Consider the following 25,720-nt stretch of genomic DNA (forward strand, 5'->3'; position numbering starts at 1 on the left):
ATCGAAGTGCGATCTGAAGCGGGGGATTACAAACTTTGTTGCTCCATCGAAGTGCGATCTGAAGCGGGGGATTACAAACTTTGTTACTCCATCGAAGTGAGATCTGAAACAGGGGCAATATTATTATTGTTTTTATAATAACAAGTAACTCAATTGTTCCATCGAAGTGAGATCTGAAGTGAGAGCATTACAAACTTTGCTGTTCCATCGAAGTAGGAACTGAAATGAGAGCAATACAAACCCTATTGCTTCATCGAAGCGGGAATAATACCAAATCAGTAATCATATTTAATCTGGTGTGTGTTCTTAATGCGTTATAGTACATGGCTAATTTTTCAATATTTTGTCGAAGTTATTGCCAGTTCAAGATGATTGACGAATTTTAAAGGACACAAGTGCTGAGATGCTCGTATTTTCAATCACTTAACAAACTAGCCTATGGTACGGAGTTTGAACTAAACATCATATGAATTTTGAATTGAGTAATGATTCGTATGTATGAATTTTGTTGTGAATAAATTATTCGGGCAAATGAATTTTGAAGTGAACATTGAACACCAATAATAAATATGGGGCACCAATAATGAACAAGGAACACCATGACCACGCTCAAAAATAACCTCATCTTGATTCTTCTCGTCGGCACTGGTGTCATCAATAGCGGATGCGGAAATAGCAATACTTTGAAGAAATTAACCAGTGCTAGTCTCAGCGATGAAGATCTTCATACACCGACTCCGTCTGATTCGAATAATTCACAAACACCAACGCCCTCACAAACAGCTATCAACACAACGCCTGGTGGCTGTTATCCAAAACCACCACCGATAAGTCGAATTGATCTTGTTGTTCATATAAAAATGCACAACAAAGTTCTGCTGGATGTCACGCCAGTCGTGTGCGGTTCTGATGACCCAGAAAGTATTCATTATAATTATTGTACTAAAATCATGCAGCGACCTTATGGCCGGTGTTGCGCAATGGGTCCGGATGGCGATGCAATGAGAATCCAATGTGAAAGTGAACTCATGGGATATGACCTTGAAGACGAGCGAGTCGGCCCAAAGTGGTACAGCCTAGGCTCCGGCGAAGTGGTGAAACATCCTGACAATTCCTACCTCGCTCATTATTATGGAAACGGCACCGCAAAAGCCTGTACGAATAAATCGCCAGCAATTTGTGGAACAGTTGAAATAACAGATAACGATCCAAGCCAGCAATAATTAATCTTGAAGAAGTAAACTCTTGGCAATTAATTTTGAACAAACACTTCCTAAGTAAATAACTGCATCTGGAAATACATCTACCTACAATCTTGTATAAAAAATTATTATTGCTGAATTATCTCCATTATGAGGAGAATATGGCGGTGTTACCCAAAGGGTTTGAACCCACCCAAGTTGAAAATAAGTGGTATCCATTGAATTTTCACCGCTCAATTAAAATACTTTAAATGCTTAAAATTTAAATCACTGTGTCGCTTGCGAATTTTTGATTTGTGTCGGGGTAATCTAGTGTGAAATGAATTCCGCGGCTTTCTTTTCGTGACAGTGCAGATTCAATTACAAGTTCAGCGATGAGAGCAATGTTACGAAGTTCGAGCAGGTCTTTATTCACTCTAAAATTCCAATAATATTCTTTGATTTCATCTTGCAATACTTTAATGCGATTATGTGCACGCTCGAGACGTTTTGTTGAACGAACAATGCCAACGTAGTTCCACATCAAACGTCTGATCTCATCCCAGTTGTGAGAAATCACAATCATCTCATCGGGATTCACAGCTTCGCCATGATCCCACTCTTTTACTTTCATATTCAACTCAGGGTAATCTAAAAAATGCTGTTCAATATACTCAACCGCATTATGAGCAAAAACCGTTGCTTCCATTAAAGAATTACTAGCTAATCGGTTGGCACCATGAAGGCCTGTGTGTGCTGTTTCACCAATTGCAAATAAATGATTAATATCTGTCTCGGCATTTTCTTTTGTCCACACTCCACCGCAAATATAATGAGCTGCAGGAACCACTGGAATGGGTTGCACTGTCATATCGATGCCATACTTTAAACATCGCTCATAAACTCCAGGAAAACGTGTTTTCAATTCAACTGCTGGCATATGTGTCACATCTAAAAATACGCAATCTTGACCGGTTCGTTTAATTTCGGCATCAATCGCTCGAGCCACGATATCACGAGGAGCAAGCTCTGCTTTCTCATGATACTTCGGCATAAACCGCTCACCATTTTCTAATATGAGATGAGCTCCTTCGCCTCGCAATGCTTCGGTGATTAAAAAATTTCTTGCCTGTGGATGATAGAGACATGTTGGATGAAATTGCAAAAACTCCATATTTGCAACTCTGCAACCAGCGCGTCTTGCCATGGCGATTCCGTCACCGGTAGCTCCATCCCAATTTGAAGTGTAGAGATAAACCTTTCCTGCGCCACCGGTAGCAAGAATAGTGAAGCGAGAAATTTGAGTTTGAACCTGATTATTCTTCGTATCTAGCACATAGGCGCCCAAGCATTGTGTTGGGCCGGTTTTGAGTGGATTAATTTTTTTATCGATAATCAAATCAATTGCCATTTGGTATTCAAGAATTTTAATATTTGAATTTTTAGCACATGCTGCAAGCAGAGCATTTTGAATCGCAAGACCTGTCTGATCAAAACTGTGTAAAATTCTTTTTTGAGAATGGCCACCTTCCCGTGTAAGATCAAATAAATCTGATCCGGTTGTTTTATTAAACACAACTCCGTACTCAATAAGATCACGAATGCGTGCAGGTGCTTGACTCACACACATTTTCACAATTTCTTCGTTACAAAGTCCAGCGCCGGCAACAACAGTATCTTTAATATGAGAATCAAAACTATCATCTTGCCCCGTTACACTGGCGATTCCACCTTGGGCCATTGCTGTTGCAGTATGTGTTGCAGAACCCTTTGCAAGAACAGTCACGGTGCCAAGTCGTGCCGCTTTCAACGCAAAGAAAAGCCCAGCAATACCTGAACCGATGACTAAGAAATCAGACTTTTGAACTGACACTGACGCTGACATTGTGGGCAAAGTACTGGGATGACCCGCTACAGTCAAGTGGGGTTACAAAATACAATTATCATCTACGTAAGGGTATTTAGACTATCTTTCGCACCAAAGCATTTGGACTATCTTTGACACCAATGCATTTGGACTATCTTTGACACCAATGCATTTGGACTATCTTTGGCGCCAGGGCAATTCAGCCAATTTAGATGCACATGATTGAGCTCTTAATAATGCTAATTCTAATTGTGTTTGATTTCTTACAGCCTCAAGGCGTCTTGTTTCTTTTTGGTAGCGTGTACTTCCATCAACCATAGCCTCACGATTTGACGTTTGTGAGACAAATTCTTTGGAATACCTAAATACTTCCTCATGTGCTTGAGAACTACCGGATTGTGAATCGTGAATCTGTGAACCGCTTAATGGTAACTTCATGTCAGTAATTAATTGCATATTTGTTTCAAGTGATAGGGCTTGAAGATTTAAAACTGCATCACCTCTCGCGATAGACGGAGGTGTTGCGTTACTATTTGGAATATGAATCGAAGCCCCCGTCTTTAAGGTAAGCGTCATGCCCTTTATATTTTTTTCTACATGCATAACAGTTTCTTTTTTTCTTGCGCCTGGTTTGCCAATATAAACTTCATACTGATCATAAGTGAACATGGCTTTTGCTGCTGTGATGATCACGTATGAATCGCCCGCTCCCTTTAACAGCATCATTACTTCTCTGACATGATTTGATTCATAAAAATGCAAAATATTATTTTTAATTTTTGAAACTAAAACTTCACGCTCTGGGCGCGACATTTCTCTAAACTGTGAACGAAAATTCTTATCATTCAAATCAATAGTAGTTGTTAAAGGAAAAAATCGCCCCTGCCCGCCCCAAAACTTTGAACTTGCGCCTGATTCTGGCCCAGAGAAATTTAAGAGTGAAACTATTGAATTCCCGGCATTGTCTGAATAGGCCCATTCTATAACTACATTTTGTAATTGCTCAGGAGGTGATGTTTCGACAGCTGCGTTTGCAGATAAGACCGTGGCAGCAGATGTGGATGCTCCTGTAACTGCAACACTTGCAGTTGCCGCAAAAGAAAGTGCAGTACTGAGTAAATTGACAGTCAGTAATTGCAGCAATTGTGTATTTATAAACCGCATCTGATGACCTCTATATTATATAACTTTACCGACATCTTTTCTGACATATAGGGCTCAACTTCAACCAAACCCGCTCAACTTCAACCTAAGCTTCATCACATCCACTTACCCATTAAGAATACAAGATTTATACCCATTGATTGGCTCTATAACACCCGTGGCCCAATGAACCGCTCGCCAAATCGTGGTGATGACAAAAATTGTTACTCGCATGACTTTCAACGCTAAATTCAGAATCATTTATGAAACTTTTTCAGATCACCACTCAGCCATCACCACTGAATTTCTTTTAAGACTATAAAAGCCATGGCATATGCATTGCTCATATTTGAAATTGAAAAGAAGCATAAGTAACAAAATAGAAAAGTGGAACGTTTATGAAAATTTTTAAGTTGTTTGTAATTTTTGGTCTCTTGATCTCTACCACCCCTTCATTTGCTGCAAGTGGAGAAAAACCATTTCGATTTGAACAGTGTGGGTCATGGCTCATACGCCTGGGAGATATTCATTCTAACCTCGATCGAGAACAATCAGACAAACAAACATTTAATGCTCTCATGGGTTTAAATAATTTCGAAAAAAGTTCACTCAAACCCCAACCCAAGTCTCTTCGTTCAACTTATCCATTCACGCTCGATGTGACTTCAGAAATAATTGATGAAGCAAAACATGCAGACATTTCAGATCGCGTTGATCGCATTAATCTTATGATGCGTAAGCAATCGCCTAATGTACTTACACGTGTGGGAAAGCGAACAATTATTGCCGGTTATGAAGTCCGAGGGGAAAAAGAAATTAGACTTATGCTAGACGCTGTATCCAATGATCGACAGTTACTAGAAGACATAAGAGCCGCTAAAAAAATGAAAAATTTGCTTACGGGCCTTGCAGAAACAGGAGTTGGCTTAACAGCAATTGCTTTCTTGGATTCTTATTTTGGTTTGCCTCAATATATAGGCTTAGTCAATTTAGTCGCAGGTGCTATTACTTTGTGTGCTTTACCTTTGGATCTTGTTCATCGAGAAAATGATTTTGAGAAAAAGCAAAAAGCTATTGATGCTTTTTTGGTGAAAAAGGATCCTCAATCTTGGATTTATCAAGGTCGAAGCTCCTACGTCGACAGACAAGTTGGACACCTATGGCGTAGTACTAAAAATGTAGAACGTATCGCAAACAAAGAAGTTCAACACCAGCTTACACCAAACATGCTCACAAGAAGTACTGACCCGCATCTCATTGAAACCGATATGCTCATTCGTTATGAAAAAGACGAGCAGGGCCAAATTACTCCGGTACTCTCAGTATTTTTACAATTTAGAAAATAATTGTTATTCTTATTTTGAGAACTTTAGAAAGCTTCCGCCCAATGGCCCCGCAAGCGTTAATCCAACAGCGCCTGATGTTGCGGCTACAGTTCCGATTGGAAATTTAATAATGTAGGGCTTACTCCATATATTGTGATAAGGATATTTTGCTGCCAAAGCGACTTTGTTTTCGTAAACACGCTTAATAGATTTCGGCATTACTCTTTGACCACTAACATCTAAAAAAATATTCCATACAGAATCTTTTTTATCTAAAACATTGGTATCATCTTTGTCGGTATAAAGGCTGACAAACACTGTCGTCTCATTTTGCGCTTCATACAAAGCTTTTTGACGAGCTTCGCGCAATTGCTCAGCACTCCATTGATACTGTTGTGCATCTTGAAACACCTGATGCTCAACAACTTCCATTGCCTGCAGAGTAGCTGTGACTTGATAGGCGGCACTCATGCTGGCATAAGATTTTTCACCAGTAGTCCAACGATCTAAAACCGTCGTGTATTTTCCTGGAGGGCGCTCAATGCCCTTGTAGTTGAGAGTTTCTTCGTGATTTGTCGTAGAGCACCCAATCATGCTTAAAGCTAAAACAAACATTACAGCGAGAAACTTCATTTGCTTATCTCCAGTATCATCTGTTTTGTTACGATGGGTTCATAATCAAGGCCTGCTTTTTTAATATTTTCTGCACCACCCTCTTGGCGATCAACAGCGGTGTATACACCAACTACATCAAGGCCAGCCAACTTTGCTCTTTCTACACTTTTTAAAGTTGAGCCTCCGGTAGTCACCACGTCTTCAAGAATAATCACCTTATCACCTTGGCTAAAATTCTTCATTCCTTCTACCCACTGCTGTGTGCCATGTGCTTTTGGTTCTTTACGGATATAAAAGGCAAAAAGTGAGTCGCTCCAATCTTGCGTGAACATACTCACACCTGTTGCCAGTGGGTCTGCACCCATGGTCAAACCACCAACACCTTTGATTTTTGCACCGCTTTGATTCTTCGCTTTAATTTTTCCGGCAATAAGACTACTCACCAACCAAATTCCACGCGGGTGTAAGAGTGTATGCTTCATATCGATGTAGAAATCACTAGATTTCCCTGAAGCCAGCGTGACATTACGTTTTTCGTAACTTAGTTTTCTAACCAGGCTTACAAATTCTTGGAGCATTTCTTTTGAATCAGTCACTTTTATAAATCCTGTCGCGAAAAAAATTATTGATGCTTAATAAGCCATTTTTTCAAATCAGAAAATGGTTTATCGCGCCCGACTTCATTGTAAATCTCATGATAGAATTGCTCATAAATCAGCAGTTCTTTGTCTTTTGCTTCTAATTGTTCATAAAACTCTTCGGCTTTTGGTCGACTCACTATTTTATCGTCGCCTGAAAGTTGCATCAGCACAGGAAGTTGAATTTTACGAGCGCAATCAAAAACGTATTTCATACTTGCTAGCAATTCTACAAACAGTTTCGGACTGATTCGATTATGGCGTAAGTGATCTAACTCCATAGTGCCCACATGTTCTTTATCGTGGCTAAGGTGATTCAGAGGGATTTCATTGTACAAAGTCATATTGGGTGCCATCGCTGCTAAAACGCCTGCACTTTTTCTTTTAAGTTTTGGAATTTGGACACTCAAATCTAATAATGGAGAACTAAAAATAGCACCTCGTGCTCCAAAATCTCCATGTCTGATGAGAAGTTTTGAAAGTACTAACCCACCCATTGAATGACCGAGAAAAAAAATAGGCTTTCCAGAAAATCGAGTCTTCACAACGCTGTGAAAAAGTTTGATATCTAAAACAAACTCATCGATTGTTCCAACTCCTCGTTTGCCAGAGCTTCGACCATGACCTCGAAGATCAGACATAATTAATTGATAGGGTGAACCCATAAGACCTTCGGCGAGAAGTTTGTATGAATCTGAATGCTCTCCAAGTCCGTGGATCCCCAAAATAACGGCTTGGGATGATTGTTGAGCCCAGGTTTGAAAAAATAATTCCGAACCATCGTAACCTTTGAATGTACCTTCTTCGATTTGCAAGCCCATAGTCCTTATTGTGATAGGAGTTTAAAACCACGTCAAGGCGATCATTGAACTTGTAGGCCTATCAATGTAGAATGTTTTCATGGATCGCAATTTAATCGTGCTGCTAATGGTCATAGTTTGTTTACAATTTCCTTTTATGGGAAGCGCTCAAGAATTTGATGACCCCAATAATCCACAGGCCAAAGAAGGCGAAGTCAACGCGCGCTTTGCAAGAATGACAAAAGAAGTAGGCTTTTTATGTGGTAAATTTTTGCCCAATTCAATACCTGGAATCACAGAAGTGATGTCACTGTGTGGACCGCGAGCGGCAATCAAAACCGGGCGAAATGCTTTTTTCGAAGGCACACTTCTTCAAGGTTCTGGCAGTGGACAAAGATATCTCATGGGTTCGGGAGCATTTAGATCTGATTCTCAGATAGATGATTTTGTTGCCTCATTTTATGCTGGTGCAGATATTCATTATGCGACAAATCCCATATACACGGTTGTTCCCACAGGTGAAGAAACCAGAATCTACCCAGGTCTTCATGCTGGAGGAGCACTTTGGTGGGAATTCAATGACGTCACAAGTCTTAGATTTGATTTAAAATTTAATTTTTACCCAGGGTCATCTCTGATTGTAGGTGTGGGGCTTGTGATACGCTTTGGACCTGCCGGGCAAGATGCCGATCAACAAGGCCAATGATAACTTCTTTTTTCTCTCGCGGTTCAAATATATAAGCACGCCCATCAAGTGGTGCAATCACTGCTAACTTGATTTTATCCCATGAAGCACCTGCGCGATTTACAGCCAATGCGTATAACTCTAATTGTGCACGCGCACGCTCTAATGCATCATCAGATATATTTTTTGCACTCTTATAATCGCAAACCCACACCACCTCATCGACTATTCCCCAAAGATCAATTTGCCCTTCAAGAATTACCCCTCCCTCTGTGATTAAAAAAGGCCATTCTGAAAAACCTTTTGAAATTAGTTCTTTTAAGGGTGGCTGCTTAATTTCAAGAGTTTTTTGCACAGCCTTAGAGTTAATCTTCCAACTGGTAATAAATCGTTGTGAGATAGTACTAATAAGTTCATCAAGATTTGCATCAGGATTTGTTTTGAGAAATTCAAATAAAGCGTGAAGCGCTAAACCTCGTTGTTGTGATTCTAGCTGCGCTTTTAGGGGCAGCTTTTCTTGAGATTGTGGAAGTCCATACGCACCACCCAGTGCTTCACTTACGGTAAGACGTTTAATTTTTTCTTGGGAAGATTCAGGAAGTTTCAGTTTTATATCAGCACTTGATTTAATATTTTCTTTGGCTTTTGAAATCTCAAGAGGTTCAGACCAAACTTTTACTGAATAAGTATTTTCTTGAACGCCTTGAGAAATACTAGGGCCATTAAAAAGTGATACTTTAGAAAACCAACTCTTCTCAACAACTTTACTCTTTGCTATGAGGCTGAGTTTTTCTGCTGCTCGTGTCACTGCCACATAAAAAACTCTGAGACTCTCGGCAAGTTCACGTTTATAGCGCTCTTCTTTAAGAACATGGTGCATGATGGGAGCAACTTTTTCTTCAGCTTCAGGGCTTAATACTTTCACAGCCCATTTGCCGTCAGAGGAAAGCTCTAAAAGATTTGATTTTGGCCTCAACGGATCAGAACAATATGGCACAACGACGCAATTAAATTTTAGCCCCTTACTTTTATGAATAGTCATGATGTTTACACGCTGAGGTTCAATGAAGCTTGCAGCCTCACTTTCTTCGTTAGTTTGTTCAAGATCACTCCACGCACGTTTGATAAAAACTGTGGCTGAAAATCCAGGACTCCTCTCTTCTTGACGAAGGCTTGAAACAAGTTTTCTCAAATTTGCTTCTCTACGCCCACTGACATCACCGATGAGACAAAATTCAAAAAAACCAAGGCGATTTAAGATTTCATCAAAAGCGACAGACAATGGCCAGGTTTCAACTTTTTCCACTGCATTTCTGAGATCAAGTAGTGATGGGTATTTTTCAATTTCCAAATTATTTGATTCAAGCCAATGCCAAAATGACTTTGATTCACGTTCGTGGCCCCAACGAGCTAATACAGTGTCGGGGATTCCAATCCACGGTGAACGCGCTATAAGAATAAATGCATCATCGTCAGAAGAATCTTCGATAAAACTTAAAACCGCCAACGCATCAAGAACTTCACGCCGATCATAATAGCCACCAGTCGAATGTATATAAACGGGGATCCCCGCATCAGCCAAAGTACTGGCAACAAGCCTTGCTTTATCGTTGGTCTTTACAAGGACTGCCATTTCATGAAATGCGTGCCCTTGAATTTGCCAATCTAAAACTTGTCTGGTTATAAGGTCTTCTTCGGTAGCCAAATTTTCTGCAAATTGCACATGGGTACGAATACCACCCTCTTCTGGCCCCTTTGCTACAAGATTATTCATCGGAGGATTGAGCGAAGTAAAAAGCATGTTCATAAATTTCAAGAGATCCGGGTGACTACGATAATTCACCTCAAGTCGTTCAACTAGGCCATGAGCTTCTTTGACGATTTTTTTTGTATCTTGAAAAACATTTTCATCAGCACCTCTGAAAAGATAAATACTTTGCTGAGGGTCACCAACAAAATAAGAGTTCCAAGGTTTTCTAAACAATTCAAAAAGAAGCTTTTTTTGTAATGGGCTTGTATCTTGATACTCATCTACAAACCAAAAATCCCACTCCTTACGAACAGAACTCACAACCTGCGGATGTTTTTCAATGAGTTCAAATGTTAAAAACTCAAGATCATCAAATGAAAGAGCCCCCTGTGTTCGCTTTTCTTCAAAAACTTGATTGATCGACAATGCAACTAAATCACTAATTAATTTTGCAAGCTCATCATGGTTTTTATTAATTTCAGGATCATAACTTAATTCAGCCCATTTTTCTTTTTTAAGCTCAAAAATAAAATCAATAGATTCTTTAAATTCAGAACCTTTAGCCCCTACTCTTATAGCGGGCTTAGACATCTCACCAACGACATTTAAAAATTTCTCACGTACTACCACATAGTCGTCAGCTGTTTTATCAAGAATAAGCCAGAGCGATTGAAGCTCGCTAATTTTTTCACCCAGCTTATCGGATAATTTTGAGATATCGGCTGTGCATAAAAATTTTAGATGATCTTTGAGACTGGAAATATCTTTTTTGGCGATATCTTCCCACCCAGTGGCAGACTTAAAATCATTTCCATAGGTTTGACGATGGGCCATTAAATCACAAACGATGCTAATAAGTTCTGAGAAAGAATATTGCTCTAGTAAAATTCCATACTCAGGTTTTTGAGAGATAATACTCCTTAAAACTTTTTGAACAATTTCTCGCTCTTCTGGGCCATTTAAAATTACAAACTCAGGGTCAAGACCCAAGAGCATACCAAACCTATGTAAAATGAGTGAGAGTGTTCCGTGGATTGTGGATATATGAAGCTTCTCTGTATCTTGCACAAAATGTACAAGCCAAGAAGGTGGATTTTTTTCTTTTGATAATATTGAAACAACTCTTTCACGCAGCTCAGCTGTAGCGCGCTCCGTGAAAGTAGTCGCCACAAGCCTTGGAACTCGCTTATTTTGATTATAAAGATATGTAGCGATTTCAATAATTCTACGAGCGAGGCTTTCGGTTTTGCCAGTACCTGCTCCCGCTTCAACGATTGTAGTTATGAGAGGTGAGGTGCTCGACATAGAGTCCTCCATGAGCAAGAAGGACACAAAGTTTCAGTTCGAGGTATCGGTGTGAATTTTCCTTCACGAATGTGTTCTAAACATTCATGTACACTTTCATTGATTTGGGTAAAATACTTATCTTTTATTTCTTGAGTAACATTTGCATTACCCACTTTTTCTAAGGGCAACACACCTGCTAATTCCACATCACTTAATTGAAAACCTTTTTTACGATTCATTTTTTTCAATGAATAAAATTGAGCGGCAATTATTTTTTTAAGTTTCTCACCGTTTTTTTCTAACAAACCTGACTCGATGGCCTGTGCATAAAGTGCTAATTGATAACTGCCACGCTTTTGCCAACTTGGAATATTGCTGCTGGCAGAATCACCACTTTTATAATCAATTAAGATTGCAGAGCCCTGTGCCGCCACATCAATACGATCGATACTTCCTCGAAAAGGGGCCCAATGTTTTGACACATCTTGCGGAGCAACTTTACTAAATTCTAATGTCTTTTGACCTTCACTCCACGCAAGATAACCCTTAAACGACATTTCAAAACCAAGTGGGGTTGTACATGGATATTCTTTTCTCCAATCTATTTCATATTGGATAAATCTACGTAAGAGTCTGACAAATCTTGATCTGATTGAAGGCCAAATATCAGAGCTCACTTGTTTTTGAACTACATCAAGAGTGTCGATGAGCTCTTCACATTCTTTATCACCCCAGAGTTCAAGTGAAATTTCAGATTGCAAAATTCGCTCAGCAGCTCGATGCAGCCATTGACCACGAGTTTGGGCTGAAGGTTCAACGTCAAGTTCGCTTTCATCAAATAGTCGTAAATGGGTACTTGCAAAAAACTTAAACGGACACGCCCCATAAGATTCAATCTTTGATGCACTCAATGATACAGAAAGTGGTTTTGCATCTTCAGCAGGTATTACAACTTGTCGCAATCCTTCAATTTCTTCACTTACACGGAGGCCAAGATTTTTTGCAGTTAAGGGGTTCCATATTTTAAAACCATCAACTTGATCAGCGACCATGGGGTTTAAAATGTTTTTTTGCACATCAAGCCACATTGTGTGTTCAGAAAAATCAAGGGTTTCAAGATTTTTACCAAGATCTGAAGCGGTCTTAAGCCATAACGAACTTGCACTTACAGTGCGCCCATTTGAATCTGTTTTTGGACAACTTAATACAATGTGATTCCACGCTCCAGTTTTAAGCCAGCGGATTTGGCTATCATCACGTTTATCAGTCGATGCAGAAAGGTCAAAACCATACTGCTTTAACAAAATCAATTGATCTGAATTAAGGTTACTCACTACCGATCGACGCCCAGGCGTATCGATACTTCCTAAAATAATTAAATGCGTGGCAGGTGCTTCTTCGGCAGAAGCTAAGTCCACGGCCCAAATTCCTTTAGCACCCGCTTGCTTGTAGACGATATCAATGCGGCTTGTGATTTCTTGCCAAGCTTCAATCCAAAGTTTTAATTGCAACTTACCATCACCCACCTCTGATCGCAAAGCGGTCACGGCTCTTAAGAAATTTACATCTCGTTGTGAGTCAGACAAATCCAACACAAGTTCTTCATAAAGTTTGAAAAGTAGACTTTCAAAATCTTGTCTTGTGAGCTCACCTCGTGATTTGAGTCGCCCAAGTTTTAGGATTTGATTACGCATTTCATCAATCGAAACTTGGTCTTCAGATATAACGGGGCCGAGCACACGTTTTTCTTTTCTTCGCCTGCTCGTTCGACGATAATGAGACATCGTTAAGAATGCTTCTTGTAGGATTCCTGAGTGAACTTGGCCATCAACTAATTCTAATCTGCCATTGAGGGCACGAAAAACACGGCCCGCCGATAATCGAGCAGAAAGAGATCTTTGAAATCCGATTCCTTGCCAAGCTAAATCATGATTTAATAAATTTTCATATTCAGAAATTTCTGGAGCTGCGATACAAATCGATTCAGGTTTAATACCTGCAGCAACCCATTTTGAAATAGTCTCCACAGCTTTACGAGCTTCAGCATCTGGTGAGCTGCAACGCCAAATATCAAATGGTACATTCGCATTTAAAACTTCTACCATTTTTTCTTCTTTTACCTGAGGTACACCCAAACCCAAACCACGATATGAATAAAGACCTGACTCTAAAAGTGCTTCTGCATTTTCTACAGGCACAAGAATTTTTACATTGCTCTCTTTAGCAAGTCGGTGAATAAGCTCACGCTCTCCGTCTGTCATGTCTAAACCCAAATCAAAAACAAGTTCAGAGTCTTGCTTTAACACTTCAGGATGTTCCGCTAAATAGTAGGGAACAAAAAACCATGGAAGCCTTTTTGCTTCGATGCAACGTTTATAAAAGCGAATCCCAAGGCTTGCGAGTTCTTGAAACTGAGAAGAATCAAAAGGATTTTGGTGTTCAAATTCTGCAATAGTTTCTAATGCAATTGGATGAGAAATAATTTGAGCGAGATTCTGACAGGCTTCTAAAAATTTTCGAGGAGCCCGAGGTCTTTGACACCACTGGGCCGTGCCTTGCGTTTGAAGAAAATCTCGAGCGGTGATTTTTGAACCCACAGGACCTAAAATTCCCATGGAAGGATCAACGCTTTGCAGTAAATTTCGCCAAAACTCTGAAGCACGCTTCACGGGTTCACCGATGACGATGCCATTTCTTTCAAGGAGGTTTTGGCGCAAAAATATTTTAGATTTAACGTCGCTGACCACCCAGACCTGTCGCGAAGGATCAAATCGGGACCAAAGAGTTTTTTTGCAAGCTAGTTTAGAAAGCCATACAATAGTAAGCATCGCAGGCGGAAGTTATAAAAATTCGCCAAAGAAAGCAATGAAGCATTGACCAAAGAAGTTAACCGCCAGAGGTTCTAAATGATTATTGCAGCTTTAAGGCTCACCTTTATGACGTCACCGGATAATAGCTCTAGCCGCGGACTAGCTCAAAAAATTAAAGACCGACTTTTAACCAAATTTAAAGCTTCTGTGACTGAAATCCCAACACCTGGTTCAAATGAACTTGTAATCGGCGTAGCAATTGTTGGTTACGACGAAGCAAAAACAAAAGAGCGCGTGAATCAGATCATTCGTCATTTGCAAGAATGGAGTTCTGTAGAACTCGTCAATGATGAAGTCGAGATTATGCAATTTGATGATCTTGAGATGGAACGGGATTTTGAGAAGTACAATCCGTAATTGTTAAATTAAAAAATGAACTCTCCCGAACAGTATTGTCCCTAAGGGAGAGTTCATCTGAATTTTTAGTGAGGAGTCGCCAAGTAGTTACTCAGACAAGTAGCAATGGCGGCATCTGTTTGCCCGCCAGCACAATTATCGGTAAATGCCTTAGCTTTTACACATGGATTATTAGCGTCAGTTGAAGTGTTATCCGATGGAGACGCACAGGCTGAGCTTTTTAGATCACGGGCCATTGTTGCGACCAACGCAGGATTTGTTCCCGCACAAGCTGCGACTGCTGTTTGTACTCCAGTGGCACCAGCTCCGAAAGTTGAACAATCATTTAAATTTGTAGCCATATTGATTAACGAGGCCACCTTTTTAATTCCGCTTGAAGCTGATCCGTTACCCGCATTAACGTATGATTGTGAACGAGTAGCTCCCCCCGGAACAACCAACACACTCAAAGCCACGTTCATACCATCGAGGCCACCTGAATTTGTTTTCATGGCATCAACCATCTCAGCCATTCGATGAAGTTTTTTATCAACGATCAGATAAATTCCAAAACGAACGCGCTGAGCTTCTTTGGTAGTAACACTACCAAGTTTTGCTTCACAACCGGAAGCTGCTGTAGAAGCTGCATCAGGATTAGTAAAAGCCGATTTCGCGGCGTTATCTACGCAGGCCCTAGCCGCTTCGATATTTCCATCCTCAGCAGTTTCACACGCTGTTAGAGAAAATGATAAGAGTACGCTACACAAGATGAGACGTTGAGACATTGTTGATATCCTCCACAAGTAATTTGCTCTTAAAGTGTAGCACAGTGCTTACTGTTTACTCACTCTTGCGAAAGACTAGTTTGTTTGAGGGGCAAAAAATTCCCCTCTACTTTAGTCATGTCAATCAGATGATCCTTAATAAATTTAAAATGCGCCGATAAAAAGAATATGAAGTCTCTATGGACGGTGACATTCAGCATTGCATTACTTTTTTCTTTTGAATCATATTCTCAAGAAATCCAACCTTTTTTCAGAAGTGTTCGTGCCCAAGCTATGGGAGGTGCTGGAGTTGCAACCGTTAATGACGAAACGGCACTGTTTATTAACCCCGCTGGTTTAGGAAAAATTCGCGGCCCTTACTTTGTATTAATAAATCCTGAGCTTGAAACTAATTATGAGGCAAACGCTGCACTGAGTGCTGGGTTTCAATATGCAGCAGTACTCAATGCTCAATCCATGCTCGATGTGGCAAAGCGAAACCCAGATAAACGTCTGCATCTACGTGTTCAAGCTCAACCCTCTTTTGTGACCACCAACTTTGGATTTGGAGTCTATTCAAAGTATAACTACGACGGTGAATACACCTCATCAACTGATAACTATCATCTAGATTATATCAACGATTATGGTGCTGTGATTGGTTACAACTTACGTTTGTGGGAAGGTCGTATCAAAATTGGTTTTGCAGGAAAATTTATAAACCGCGTATATGTAAATCAAGATGTTGCCGGCACCACGACTGGACTTCAATTCAGTGACATCGCCAATGAAGGCGGAGGAGTGGGTTGGGATGGCGGAGTTATTTTATCGGGACCTTGGTTGTGGTTACCAAGTATCGCAGCCGTCGTCCACGATGTTGGAAAAACTTATTTCACCACTACGAACGGTTACTTTTATAGAAACAATCTTCCTCGACCACCACCGCAAAGCCAAAGTATAGATGCAGCCATTGCCGTATTTCCTATTCTAAGCAACAAGGTGCGTTCAAGCTTTACCGCTGAATGGCGAGACGTACAAAACCCAGAACGAGTCGACATCTACAGACGTTTACATGTTGGAGCTGAGATAAATTTTAACGATACATTTTTCTTACGTGGTGGAATGAACCAGCGGTATTACACAGCTGGATTTGAATTATCAATGCTTGGGCAACAATTTCAGTTCACTACCTATGGCGAAGAAATCGGAACACCTACTCGTTTTCGAGAAGACCGCCGCTATATTATCGAATACGGAATCCGATTTTAATTTGTTTTAGCGTCAAGTAATTGACACTGAATTTCATAATTTTCTAAGCTAAACTATTAATATGGCTAAGAATATTTCTTTGATGGCTATCATTATGCTGGTGTCACTTGTGAGTGGTGGCGGCTGTAATATGTTCGGAGATTTGGCAGACAAATCTTCTGATGAAGCTATTCTTGATGATGTCGAAAATTTAATCGATGCTGGTTTATGGAATGATGCCGTTTTAAAATGGCAACTCCTATCTTCTACTGCCAAATCAAAGCGTGAGAATAAATTACTTCTCGCTTCAGCATATGCAGGTCGTGGCGGATTAGACATACTTCGACTCATCAGTGCCATTAATTCAGGTGGTACAAATTTTTTCACAATCCTCATGAAGGCGTTTAGAAGTTCGCAGTATCGACATATTGATGATCAGATTCTAGCTGAAGCAGTAATGGTTAATATTGGCGCAACAGCACTTCTACGCACAGTTGATGAAAATATTTTTACGATGTTCGTAGAATTCGCAAAACTTGGTACCATTATGGCAGCGTTTGCCGATACTGATGCAGACAATGTAGTAGATACGACCTTTAATAACTGCACAGCTTTAGATAGTCACCCTACATATAAAAAACATATTGTCACTGGGCTTACAATAATCATTGAGAGTCTAGCGGCTACAGGGAGTACACTTGCTGGTAGTAGTGTGTCCAATATCTCAGCAAATTGCACAGTTTTTGGTGTTAATTTTTGTTCAAAAACTGACATCAGTAACGTCACAGCAGCTGAAGAACTTTCAGCTGAAACACTGATGGGCGAAAGTCATCTCGCAATCGGTCTTGCTGCAACAACGAGTGTTAACACTCGTGAATTCACTACACCAGTCACTTCAAATGGAGACCCCTGTGCTGGAGTCGCCCCGTGTTTATGTCCGTAAGTAAAAAAGTTTTTATTCATTTTAATAAAATCACAAGCACTCTACTACTTTTCACCTGTTTAACTACAACTGCTACTGCAAATGAGATCGTTGAGAATTGGCAATCAGCCAGAGCCATGGCACTTGGAAATGCCTACACCGCAATTGTTTCTGATAAAGATGCACTTTTTTATAATCCAGCTGCACTCAATAAAATCCGCGGACTTCACCTCACACTTCTTGACCCTGCAATTGCGAGTGATGCCTTAAATGGGTATCAACTTTACAAAGATTTCACAGGTTCAAATTATTCAACGGCAATTCGTAATTTTTATGGCAAACAAATTTGGGCGGGAATTTCTGATTCACTTGCTTTTTCAATGCCCAATTTCGCAATTGCTGGTTACTCATATACAAACTTTTTCTTAAATCTCCACAACCCCGCTTATTCAAACGTTACTTTTAGCGCCACAAGTGATTACGGAATCATCGGTGGAATGGGTGCTAGTCTTTTACCTGGAGACGCACTTAGACTTGGTTTTGCAATTAAGCGTGTCACACGCTACGGTGGAAGAGTAACTTTGGGCCCCAGTACACTTGCAACACTTTCTAATTCAGAACTCACAAGTCTTATTGCAGTTTCTGGAACCGGATACGGACTTGATGGTGGACTACTGATTGAATTGCCCGCCCCAGCAAGCCCTACCTTTTCATTAGTCTGGCAAGATATTGGACAAACAAGATTTACACCCACTACGGGTTTACGAGCGCCTCCGGCTCTAGACAATAACGCCGTCGCAGGTTACTCAATGCTCTTTGATTGGACACTTATAAAATTTCGCCCTTCATTTGAATATCGACATATCAATTTGCAAAATGAGCAAGGTGGTAAAAAAATCCATCTTGGTGCAGAGCTTACACTTTTGAACATTGATATTCGCGGTGGAGTAAATCAAGGATACTTATCGTATGGCGTTGGAGTTGATCTAAAATACATACGTGTCGATGCGTCTTCTTGGGGTACAGAACTTGATACCTATGCCGGTCAAAGAGAAGATCGTCGCTACATGGTGCAATTCACCCTGGATCTGAACTTCAACCCTACTTTCGGCACGGACAATAACGCTAGCGGTAATGCCCGGCCGAAACCTTATCAACGTCGATAAAATTATTAGAAATCCAAACTGAGTTTTGCGATATAACGACGGCTTTCGCGAGGAGAGCTTGATGTGCCAATCTCTTCAGAATATGTAGCAACATCGAGTCTTAAAATGCTGAGTTCAGCACTTGCACCCAAAGTAAAATAACCTTGTGAAATACCAGCGCGGTATCCGCCCTGAAGCCATCCGAAAGCTTTCCACAAAAGTTCAGCACCGATGTGTGTGCTTTTACGTAAACTTGCATAACGAGTTCCCATGTCACGAGCATCAATCATCACACGTGGTTTAAACACCCAAAACTCGGGTAATTCTAATTTTGTGCCCACATCAAAGCGGCGTTCTAATTTTGCATCAGTTATAGAGCTTGTCTCTTTACCAACGAGGTGAAGATTTGTTTTAAATCCAGCATCAACAACGTTACGTACGGCAAAGCCGAAAGTTGGTTTTGCATATTTAAGAAATTTAAAAAAGCCTTCTTCTGGAGGAGTCACTCGATACATAAAACCGATGTCAGTATCAAAAGCCAAACCCTCTTGAGCATCAGACATACGAAATAATTCTGAGGATTGTACAAAATCAAAAAGTGTTAAATCTTTTTCAAAATAAACACGGTAGACAACTTTAGGCGCAAGACCCATTGAAAATGATTTAGTAGCACCGAAGAACCACGCTTTTCCATATTGAAGCACGCTGTCTTGATTAGCTTGAACACCAACCGTAGTGCCTGCTGTTCCGTGAATATCACCTTCAATTGAAAGATCAACGGGTTTGAAACCAACGGCCCAAGTAGGACGCGCCCATGTTGCTGCCAATCCAACGCGACTTGCAAAATGCTCACCGTAGTATTTTTGAAGAGCTGTTTGAATCGCCGTAGGATTACTTCCTGCATCTTTTAAATCTTTTTGCACGTTGAAAAGTGTCGGAGTAAACATACCTTGAATGTCAAAATTAAGTTCACCCTCTTCTAGAAAACCCAAGCCCGCAACGTTCGTATAAAGTGCGTTGTAGTCATCAGCCACTGCTGTAAATGCACCCCCCATACCCATAATTCGTGGCGTGAGATGTGTGTTGTGCAGATACTCACTTTGAGCTGCGTGGATAGTTTGAGTGAATAATATTAAAAATATGGCGAGTGAGATGTTTGTTTTCATTGTTGTCCTCCGTGACACCTTTTAATGTTAGCGACAACATGTTGCGTTACGATAGACTAATCTTATGGCGAAAGCGTCCGGTTTTATTATGATTGGTATATTTCTTTTTTCGCTATTCAGTGTTGCCGGCCCCATTAACCCTGATCCAAAAACTAATAAGCCAGATCCAAAAGCAGAAATGACTAAGTCAGAAGATGTGCTCCCACTTCAACAAGTCGATGTAACCACACCCGTAGAAAGTACCGATAGTGAAACCTCATTCTTTTATCCGCATCAAAGTGCATTTTCAATTTCATTTGGGCCAGTTTTTTTATCACCCGCTGAAGGCGTAGTTATGACCTATGGTCAACTCAGCGGGACCTACGTCTGGCAAAGCCCTACATCATTTCATTTAGAAACAGGGCTTGATGCCACAACTCAAGGCCAAGGTCATTTATGGCAGGCCTTTCGAAATAATTTTAGCTCATCACTAAAATGGCGCCCCTTTTGGTCACTCGGTGTTGGTTTTAAAATGTATCCAGAAAGAGGCCTCATTACATTCTTGTCATTATCGAATTATTTTTTTCGATTAGCTCTTGGAACCGAATACTCGATTTGGGAATCAGTTTCATTTCGTTCAGAAATGTTTTTGGCACCCGACATGGAAGGTCGAGGGTTTTTTGGTGGGATTTTAGGTTTCTCGTACGGGTTTTAACTCAAATACTCACTTATTTAATAAACTCACAACTTGTTTTCGCGTTTCTTCTACACTGAAATTATTATCAATTAAGATATCTGCTAACTCCATTTTTTTCTCTAGAGGCCATTGTGTAGCGACTCGTTTTAATGCTTCTTCTGCTTTGATTTTATCGCGACTCATCAATCGTTTTAATTGAATATCTGAAGTTGTATGAACCACCATTACTTCACTAAAGTGACTCACTAAATCTTTTTCATAAATTAATGCCGCATCATAAAACAAAAGCTTACAACCACTACGTTCATGAAACTGAAACTCACAGCGTGCTCGCCACTGAATTAACGGATGGGTAATACGCTCTAATGTTTGACGACTTCGTTCATCAGAAAATACTATCTCTCGGAGCGCACTACGATTGAGCGCCCCCCCTGAAGCAAATGATTTGCCGTTTAAAACTTCCTCGCCAAAAGTCTCGCTAATACACTTCAAACCAAAAGACCTAGGCTCTACAACTTCACGTGCGAGCTTGTCAGCGTCGATAACGACTTGACCTTCATCGCGTAGCATTTTTGATACAGTGCTTTTTCCGCTGGCTATACCACCAGTGAGACCAATAATTTTCATACTTAAACTTTAACCCCATAATGCCGATCAAATCTATGACGGAGAATACTATAAGTGTCACAAAAAGCTGAAATGTTTGGCAAATTTATTTTACTAGATAAACTCGCCATGGGTGGTATGGCCGAAGTGTATCGTGCGAAAGCTCCAGGAGCTGAAGGCATTGGTAAAATCATTGCACTCAAAAGAATTCTACCTCAATACACTGCCAATAGCGAATTCATTGATATGTTCAAGGGCGAAGCGAAGATCACAGTTAATCTCAATCAAGGAAATATCGGGCAAATTTTTGAATTCGGTGAAGAACAAGGGCAATTTTATCTTGCCATGGAATTCATTGATGGCCGAAATCTTAGACAAATTCTTTCTCGCTGCACAAAAATTCAAAAATCTCTAACTATCGAGCAATGTGTATTTGTCATGGCACAAGTGGCAAATGGCCTAGATTACGCTCATCGCTGCACTGATAAAAATACAGGAAATTCTCTAAGCATTATTCATCGTGATATGAGCCCTCAAAATATTATGATGAGCTTTGAAGGCGAAGTGAAGATTGTCGATTTTGGAATTGCAAAAGCTGAAAGCAAAATTGAAGCGACACGTGCTGGAACCCTCAAAGGCAAATTTGGATACATGAGCCCCGAACAAGCCGAGGGAATGGAGTTAGACGCACGTACAGATATTTTTTCTGCTGGCATTGTACTCTGGGAATTACTCAGTGGCGAACGTCTCTTTATTGCAAATAATGAGATCAATACTATCCGCAAAATTCGCGAATGCCAGATACCATCCTTAAGAAAAATTAATCCAAATATTCACGAAGAACTAGATCGAATTTCAAATAAAGCACTCGCTAAAGATCGCAGCCTTCGCTATCAAACAGCCGCTGAACTTTATAAAGATTTGAGTCGTTTTCTCTACAAAGTGAATCCCGAGTTCACACAACATGAGCTGGGTATATTTCTAAAAACTCTATTTAAAGAAGATATTCTTGAAGATCGCAAAAAAGTAGCTGAGTTTGCGAAAATCAGTTTTCCTTCATCGGCATCAGCAGCCTCTGCAACCGCAGGCGCCAAAGAAGACCATACGATGGTCACTGAAGATGATGACACAAAAACTTACACCGGGACTTCCATCATTTCAGATATAGAAAAACGAATGGATCCAAATAAAATAGATGCTCCAAAAAATCTCATTGCTGATGATAAAAGTAAAAAAGAACTCACTTTTGATTTTAAAGTCGATAAGTTGGATTTATCTCAAAAAGTAAAAGCAGCACAAAGCCAGCGACCTGATATTCAATCAACATATTCAGGTACTCATCCTGCACCACCCCAATTAAACTCCAACACATACAGTGGCAATACCAATATGAGGTCCGCTGGCACTGGTAGCTACACTATGAAGCGCGAGAGTGTAGTACTTAAATGGTTACCAACATTATTGATACTAACGGGAGTAGGTTTAGGTGGATACTACGCTATCAAGCATCCAGAAAAAATATTTGGTGAAACAGAAAGATTAATTGCTGCGACAAAAGGCACAGAAACACCCACAACTTCTACAGCTGTATTACCTGTAGTTGAAACGGCACGAGTTTATGTTCATAGCGTTCCTGCTGGAGCTCAGATTGAAGTGGATGGTCAAGCAAATGGGACTACCCCTGCTGAAGTAATCGTGTCTATTAATAAAAAATTAACTATTTCATTAAGACGCGATGGATATTTGACCTACAGCAAAGAATTCATTGCAACTAAAAGCCCCGAAGATTTTGGTGCAACACTCCAAAAAGCCAACTTTGGATACCTCGATGTGGAAGTTCAACCCGCAACAGCTGATATTTATATTAACGGACAAAAATTATCAGAAAAAAGTCCATTGAAACGCTACCCTGTTCCAGCTGGTGTGAGCATTACTGTAAAAGCCTATAATCCCTATACCAATAGTTCAGATCAAACCGTCATCACAGTCAAACAAGACACTTCAAAATCTATTCGCCTGTATCCACGAAAATCAAAATGAGTACTTGACCTTAAGGGTCTCCATTGAGCAAATTAGTTACTAGATACTCACTTTTCACCACCCTACGTATTGGAGAAATTTATGGCCACATCAAATACCAAATCCATCAGCCAAGTTTTTGTCGAGACACGTAACAAACCGACTACATCAGTGGCTTTTAGATACTCAGATGGAACAAAATGGCATGATATTTCTTGGCCTGAATATTATCGTATGTCTGAAAGATTAGCAGCGGGCTTAGCGAGCATCGGTGTTAAACGCGGTGATCGCGTTGCGATAATGAGTAACACGCGGTACCAATGGGCCGCAGCAGATATGGCAATACTAGGAATGGGATGTGTCACAGTGCCCATTTATCAAAATAGTACTTTAGAAGACGTAGGTTTTATCATCAATAACTCTAACGCCGTTGCTGCCATCGCCGAAGATGACGGACAAGTTCAAAAACTACGTCGCTTGGGTTCACAAATTCCTTCTTTGAAACACATTGTCGCCATAACCCCTGTAACTGATTCTGATACACATCAGTGGGAAAGTTTTTTAAAAAAAGGCGAAACATATCTAAAAACAAATCCGAATTATTTTATTGATGAGTGTCGTAAAGCCGCAATGTCTGACATGGCAACCATTGTTTATACATCAGGTACAACTGGCCAACCAAAAGGTGTTGTACTTTTACATTCATGCATAGCTTCTGAATGTTCAGACCTTGAAACACTTCTGGATTTGGGCGAAAAAGATTCCACACTTACCTTTTTGCCTTTTGCTCACATTTTTGGTCGCGTAGAACTTTGGGCAAATATCTACATCGGATGGAAAATTGGTTTTGCCGAAAGCATTGATCGCATTGCAGCAAACCTTGTTGAAATTAAACCAACATTTATGATGGCTGTTCCTAGAATTTTTGAAAAAATCTATGCAAAAATTCTAGGACAAGTTGACGAAGGAAGCCCTGCAAAAAAACAGATATTTAAATGGGCCATTAAAGTTGGTTCTGAAGTGAGTAAATGTAAATGCGAGAAAAAACCCATCCCACTAGCACTCTTAATTCAATACAAAGTTGCATACAAGCTAGTGTTTTCAAAAATAAACGCAAAGCTTGGTGGAAACATTCGATTTCTCGTGAGCGGCGGAGCTCCACTTTCTAAGCAGATTGCAGAATTTTTTCATGCTGCTGGAATTCTTGTTTGTGAAGGTTACGGTTTAACTGAAACCACCGCAGCGGTTACAATAAATACACCTTACAAGTATCGCTTCGGTACGGTTGGCCCAACGCTTGGCGATTCACAAATAAAAATAGCAAGTGATGGCGAGATTCTCATTAAAAGTAAAAAAGTTTTTAGAGAATATTTTCTTAATCCTGAAGCCACCAAAGAAGTGTTAACTCAGGATGGGTGGTTTCATTCAGGCGATATCGGGGAGATCGATGGCGATGGCTTTATTAGAATCACTGACCGTAAAAAAGATCTCATCATTACTGCTGCTGGTAAAAACATTGCACCACAAAAAATTGAGGGAGTCTTAAAAACCAATAAATTCATCAGCCAAGTAGTTATCTTCGGAGATAAAATGAAATATCTCGTAGCCCTTGTGACTTTGAATCCTGATGAATTAAAGAAATTTGCTGTTACACATAGTCTCGAACATCACAACCCTCAAGATCTTGTGAAACACTCCAAAGTTCAAGATGCAGTTCGTGAAATTATTCGCGAAAAAAACGGTATCTTAGCAAGTTATGAGACGATCAAAAACTTTACGATTTTGCCCATTGATTTCAGCATCGAAAATGGTGAGCTAACACCTTCAATGAAAGTTAAGCGAAAACATCTAAGTCAAAAATATGAAAGTATTATTCGTGATCTTTACGTTGGGCACTGAAGTCCCAAGTAGATAATAATTATCGCGATTAATTAAAATAAAATCTAAAAGTCATAGCAGCCCATGGACCACTAAGATCTGTGAAGCGATTTGTACCATCTATGTTTTTAATTTGATTTCCAGATTCAATACGCCCCCGAACCGTGCTTGCTGATCGATTCGCAGTATAGTTATTAACTACAAGATATCTATAACCGCTATCCAAACTCATGCTTACATTGTCAAAAAATGAAAATTCGATTCCAGCAAAAGCTTGCCCCATTATACCAAAACCTGAACCTTCTTCGATATAATCGGTGACTCCGTAGAGAGTGGTTCCGGTCGGTGTCATGGTAACCGTATTTTTTAAAGTAGCTAATGCATACCCTGCACCACCGCCGATAAAAAGTTTATAATTGGTTGAGCTTTTCATTGGAATTTCAAAATTAATCTGCGGAATAACAGCATACACTTGACTCGTAACACTAAGGGCTTTCAAAGTATTCACACGCCCTTCGAGTTCTTTTGTGAGCTGCGGGTACAAAAGTTCTACTCCTAAACGTGTGGTGATCCCCTTGGTAAAAGAGAATCCAAATTCACCAGAATAATTTTGATTCACACCATCGTTATCAGGAAAATCAACAATTGTAGGGAACCCAGGTGCATATGCATACTTTTGTAGTTTATTAAGTCCAACCGCACCTCGAAGATAAGCTGCAGCCGTCTGTGATTTAAAATTAAAAACACGCGCATCAGATATTGATGCATGGCTTAAAACGACAGCCATGAAAAAAATAGA

21 protein-coding genes are annotated in these 25,720 nt (G+C 40.1%); 10 read left to right on the forward strand and 11 right to left on the reverse strand.

The window, feature by feature from the left end; genetic code table 11:
- Positions 1–599: 599 nt before the first annotated feature.
- Positions 600–1,223 (forward strand): hypothetical protein, encoded by a 624-nt coding sequence (locus SGI74_10820; GenBank protein ID MDZ4677983.1) that lies wholly within the window; start codon positions 600–602, stop codon positions 1,221–1,223.
- A 241-nt stretch (positions 1,224–1,464) separates the two neighbouring features.
- Here the strand turns inward: SGI74_10820 and nadB are convergent, their stop codons facing one another.
- Together nadB and SGI74_10830 are read right to left on the reverse strand one after the other, a co-directional pair.
- Complete coding sequence (gene nadB, locus SGI74_10825) at positions 1,465–3,066, reverse strand: L-aspartate oxidase (protein MDZ4677984.1); 1,602 nt, start codon at positions 3,064–3,066, stop codon at positions 1,465–1,467.
- Between the two features lie 159 nt (positions 3,067–3,225).
- Positions 3,226–4,212 (reverse strand): hypothetical protein, encoded by a 987-nt coding sequence (locus tag SGI74_10830; protein MDZ4677985.1) that lies wholly within the window; start codon positions 4,210–4,212, stop codon positions 3,226–3,228.
- 377 nt (positions 4,213–4,589) lie between these two features.
- Between SGI74_10830 and SGI74_10835 the strand changes: the two genes are divergently transcribed.
- On the forward strand, positions 4,590–5,537 hold the full coding sequence (locus SGI74_10835; GenBank protein ID MDZ4677986.1) for a hypothetical protein: 948 nt from the start codon (positions 4,590–4,592) through the stop codon (positions 5,535–5,537).
- 9 nt (positions 5,538–5,546) lie between these two features.
- Here SGI74_10835 and SGI74_10840 read toward each other — a convergent pair whose 3' ends face one another.
- From SGI74_10840 to SGI74_10850, 3 genes are read right to left on the reverse strand one after another with little or no spacing between them, the layout of a single operon-like run.
- On the reverse strand, positions 5,547–6,149 hold the full coding sequence (locus SGI74_10840) for a hypothetical protein (GenBank protein ID MDZ4677987.1): 603 nt from the start codon (positions 6,147–6,149) through the stop codon (positions 5,547–5,549).
- A complete protein-coding gene (gene pyrE, locus SGI74_10845) occupies positions 6,146–6,727 on the reverse strand; it encodes an orotate phosphoribosyltransferase (GenBank protein ID MDZ4677988.1) in 582 nt (193 codons plus the stop codon). Before pyrE ends, SGI74_10840 begins: the two co-directional genes overlap by 4 nt.
- A 26-nt stretch (positions 6,728–6,753) precedes the next feature.
- The gene (locus SGI74_10850; protein MDZ4677989.1) at positions 6,754–7,590 is read right to left on the reverse strand and encodes an alpha/beta hydrolase; all 837 of its coding nucleotides are present in this window, start codon (positions 7,588–7,590) and stop codon (positions 6,754–6,756) included.
- 79 nt (positions 7,591–7,669) lie between these two features.
- Between SGI74_10850 and SGI74_10855 the strand changes: the two genes are divergently transcribed.
- Entirely contained in the window at positions 7,670–8,275 is a 606-nt protein-coding gene (locus SGI74_10855) for a hypothetical protein (protein MDZ4677990.1), read from the forward strand.
- On the opposite strand, the gene SGI74_10860 is transcribed toward SGI74_10855, so the two are convergent.
- Complete coding sequence (locus tag SGI74_10860) at positions 8,181–11,309, reverse strand: UvrD-helicase domain-containing protein (GenBank protein MDZ4677991.1); 3,129 nt, start codon at positions 11,307–11,309, stop codon at positions 8,181–8,183. The genes SGI74_10855 and SGI74_10860 overlap by 95 nt on opposite strands.
- The gene (locus tag SGI74_10865; GenBank protein ID MDZ4677992.1) at positions 11,285–14,119 is read right to left on the reverse strand and encodes a PD-(D/E)XK nuclease family protein; all 2,835 of its coding nucleotides are present in this window, start codon (positions 14,117–14,119) and stop codon (positions 11,285–11,287) included. Before SGI74_10865 ends, SGI74_10860 begins: the two co-directional genes overlap by 25 nt.
- Positions 14,120–14,197: 78 nt before the next feature.
- On the opposite strand from SGI74_10865, the gene SGI74_10870 reads away from it, so the two are divergent.
- Positions 14,198–14,518 carry a DUF503 family protein gene (locus tag SGI74_10870; GenBank protein MDZ4677993.1) on the forward strand — a complete coding sequence of 107 codons (321 nt, stop codon included), beginning with the start codon at positions 14,198–14,200 and terminating at the stop codon, positions 14,516–14,518.
- Between the two features lie 65 nt (positions 14,519–14,583).
- Here the strand turns inward: SGI74_10870 and SGI74_10875 are convergent, their stop codons facing one another.
- Entirely contained in the window at positions 14,584–15,282 is a 699-nt protein-coding gene (locus tag SGI74_10875; GenBank protein MDZ4677994.1) for a hypothetical protein, read from the reverse strand.
- A 168-nt stretch (positions 15,283–15,450) separates the two neighbouring features.
- Here SGI74_10875 and SGI74_10880 point away from each other — a divergent pair, with 168 nt between their 5' ends.
- The 3 genes from SGI74_10880 to SGI74_10890 all read left to right on the forward strand — a co-directional run bounded on the left by SGI74_10880 (position 15,451) and on the right by SGI74_10890 (position 18,597).
- Entirely contained in the window at positions 15,451–16,530 is a 1,080-nt protein-coding gene (locus SGI74_10880) for a hypothetical protein (GenBank protein ID MDZ4677995.1), read from the forward strand.
- A 61-nt stretch (positions 16,531–16,591) separates the two neighbouring features.
- Positions 16,592–17,452 carry a hypothetical protein gene (locus tag SGI74_10885; protein MDZ4677996.1) on the forward strand — a complete coding sequence of 287 codons (861 nt, stop codon included), beginning with the start codon at positions 16,592–16,594 and terminating at the stop codon, positions 17,450–17,452.
- The gene (locus SGI74_10890) at positions 17,437–18,597 is read left to right on the forward strand and encodes a hypothetical protein (protein ID MDZ4677997.1); all 1,161 of its coding nucleotides are present in this window, start codon (positions 17,437–17,439) and stop codon (positions 18,595–18,597) included. The genes SGI74_10885 and SGI74_10890 overlap by 16 nt, the downstream gene beginning before the upstream one ends.
- 5 nt (positions 18,598–18,602) lie before the next feature.
- Here the strand turns inward: SGI74_10890 and SGI74_10895 are convergent, their stop codons facing one another.
- Entirely contained in the window at positions 18,603–19,742 is a 1,140-nt protein-coding gene (locus SGI74_10895; protein ID MDZ4677998.1) for a hypothetical protein, read from the reverse strand.
- Between the two features lie 64 nt (positions 19,743–19,806).
- On the opposite strand from SGI74_10895, the gene SGI74_10900 reads away from it, so the two are divergent.
- Positions 19,807–20,436, forward strand: coding sequence for a hypothetical protein (locus tag SGI74_10900; protein MDZ4677999.1), 630 nt, complete (start codon positions 19,807–19,809; stop codon positions 20,434–20,436).
- Positions 20,437–20,445: 9 nt separating this feature from the next.
- Here SGI74_10900 and coaE read toward each other — a convergent pair whose 3' ends face one another.
- The gene (gene coaE, locus SGI74_10905; protein ID MDZ4678000.1) at positions 20,446–21,045 is read right to left on the reverse strand and encodes a dephospho-CoA kinase; all 600 of its coding nucleotides are present in this window, start codon (positions 21,043–21,045) and stop codon (positions 20,446–20,448) included.
- A 54-nt stretch (positions 21,046–21,099) separates the two neighbouring features.
- On the opposite strand from coaE, the gene SGI74_10910 reads away from it, so the two are divergent.
- Positions 21,100–23,064, forward strand: a complete 1,965-nt coding sequence (locus SGI74_10910; GenBank protein ID MDZ4678001.1) for a serine/threonine-protein kinase — start codon at positions 21,100–21,102, stop codon at positions 23,062–23,064.
- An 81-nt stretch (positions 23,065–23,145) separates the two neighbouring features.
- On the forward strand, positions 23,146–24,942 hold the full coding sequence (locus tag SGI74_10915) for a long-chain fatty acid--CoA ligase (protein ID MDZ4678002.1): 1,797 nt from the start codon (positions 23,146–23,148) through the stop codon (positions 24,940–24,942).
- Positions 24,943–24,970: 28 nt separating this feature from the next.
- Here the strand turns inward: SGI74_10915 and SGI74_10920 are convergent, their stop codons facing one another.
- Entirely contained in the window at positions 24,971–25,708 is a 738-nt protein-coding gene (locus tag SGI74_10920; GenBank protein ID MDZ4678003.1) for a hypothetical protein, read from the reverse strand.
- Positions 25,709–25,720 lie beyond the last annotated feature (12 nt).

This window comes from Oligoflexia bacterium, assembly GCA_034439615.1.
Taxonomy (GTDB): domain Bacteria; phylum Bdellovibrionota; class Bdellovibrionia; order JABDDW01; family JABDDW01; genus JAWXAT01.

What these genes read in the sequence shown, in the direction of transcription:
- SGI74_10820 (MDZ4677983.1), top strand. Translation starts at nt 600, where the DNA reads ATGACCACGCTCAAAAATAACCTCATCTTGATTCTTCTCGTCGGCACT.
- nadB (MDZ4677984.1), bottom strand. Translation starts at nt 3,066, where the DNA reads ATGTCAGCGTCAGTGTCAGTTCAAAAGTCTGATTTCTTAGTCATCGGT.
- SGI74_10830 (MDZ4677985.1), bottom strand. Translation starts at nt 4,212, where the DNA reads ATGCGGTTTATAAATACACAATTGCTGCAATTACTGACTGTCAATTTA.
- SGI74_10835 (MDZ4677986.1), top strand. Translation starts at nt 4,590, where the DNA reads ATGAAAATTTTTAAGTTGTTTGTAATTTTTGGTCTCTTGATCTCTACC.
- SGI74_10840 (MDZ4677987.1), bottom strand. Translation starts at nt 6,149, where the DNA reads ATGAAGTTTCTCGCTGTAATGTTTGTTTTAGCTTTAAGCATGATTGGG.
- SGI74_10850 (MDZ4677989.1), bottom strand. Translation starts at nt 7,590, where the DNA reads ATGGGCTTGCAAATCGAAGAAGGTACATTCAAAGGTTACGATGGTTCG.
- SGI74_10855 (MDZ4677990.1), top strand. Translation starts at nt 7,670, where the DNA reads ATGGATCGCAATTTAATCGTGCTGCTAATGGTCATAGTTTGTTTACAA.
- SGI74_10860 (MDZ4677991.1), bottom strand. Translation starts at nt 11,309, where the DNA reads ATGTCGAGCACCTCACCTCTCATAACTACAATCGTTGAAGCGGGAGCA.
- SGI74_10865 (MDZ4677992.1), bottom strand. Translation starts at nt 14,119, where the DNA reads ATGCTTACTATTGTATGGCTTTCTAAACTAGCTTGCAAAAAAACTCTT.
- SGI74_10870 (MDZ4677993.1), top strand. Translation starts at nt 14,198, where the DNA reads ATGATTATTGCAGCTTTAAGGCTCACCTTTATGACGTCACCGGATAAT.
- SGI74_10875 (MDZ4677994.1), bottom strand. Translation starts at nt 15,282, where the DNA reads ATGTCTCAACGTCTCATCTTGTGTAGCGTACTCTTATCATTTTCTCTA.
- SGI74_10880 (MDZ4677995.1), top strand. Translation starts at nt 15,451, where the DNA reads ATGAAGTCTCTATGGACGGTGACATTCAGCATTGCATTACTTTTTTCT.
- SGI74_10885 (MDZ4677996.1), top strand. Translation starts at nt 16,592, where the DNA reads ATGGCTAAGAATATTTCTTTGATGGCTATCATTATGCTGGTGTCACTT.
- SGI74_10895 (MDZ4677998.1), bottom strand. Translation starts at nt 19,742, where the DNA reads ATGAAAACAAACATCTCACTCGCCATATTTTTAATATTATTCACTCAA.
- SGI74_10900 (MDZ4677999.1), top strand. Translation starts at nt 19,807, where the DNA reads ATGGCGAAAGCGTCCGGTTTTATTATGATTGGTATATTTCTTTTTTCG.
- coaE (MDZ4678000.1), bottom strand. Translation starts at nt 21,045, where the DNA reads ATGAAAATTATTGGTCTCACTGGTGGTATAGCCAGCGGAAAAAGCACT.
- SGI74_10915 (MDZ4678002.1), top strand. Translation starts at nt 23,146, where the DNA reads ATGGCCACATCAAATACCAAATCCATCAGCCAAGTTTTTGTCGAGACA.
- SGI74_10920 (MDZ4678003.1), bottom strand. Translation starts at nt 25,708, where the DNA reads ATGGCTGTCGTTTTAAGCCATGCATCAATATCTGATGCGCGTGTTTTT.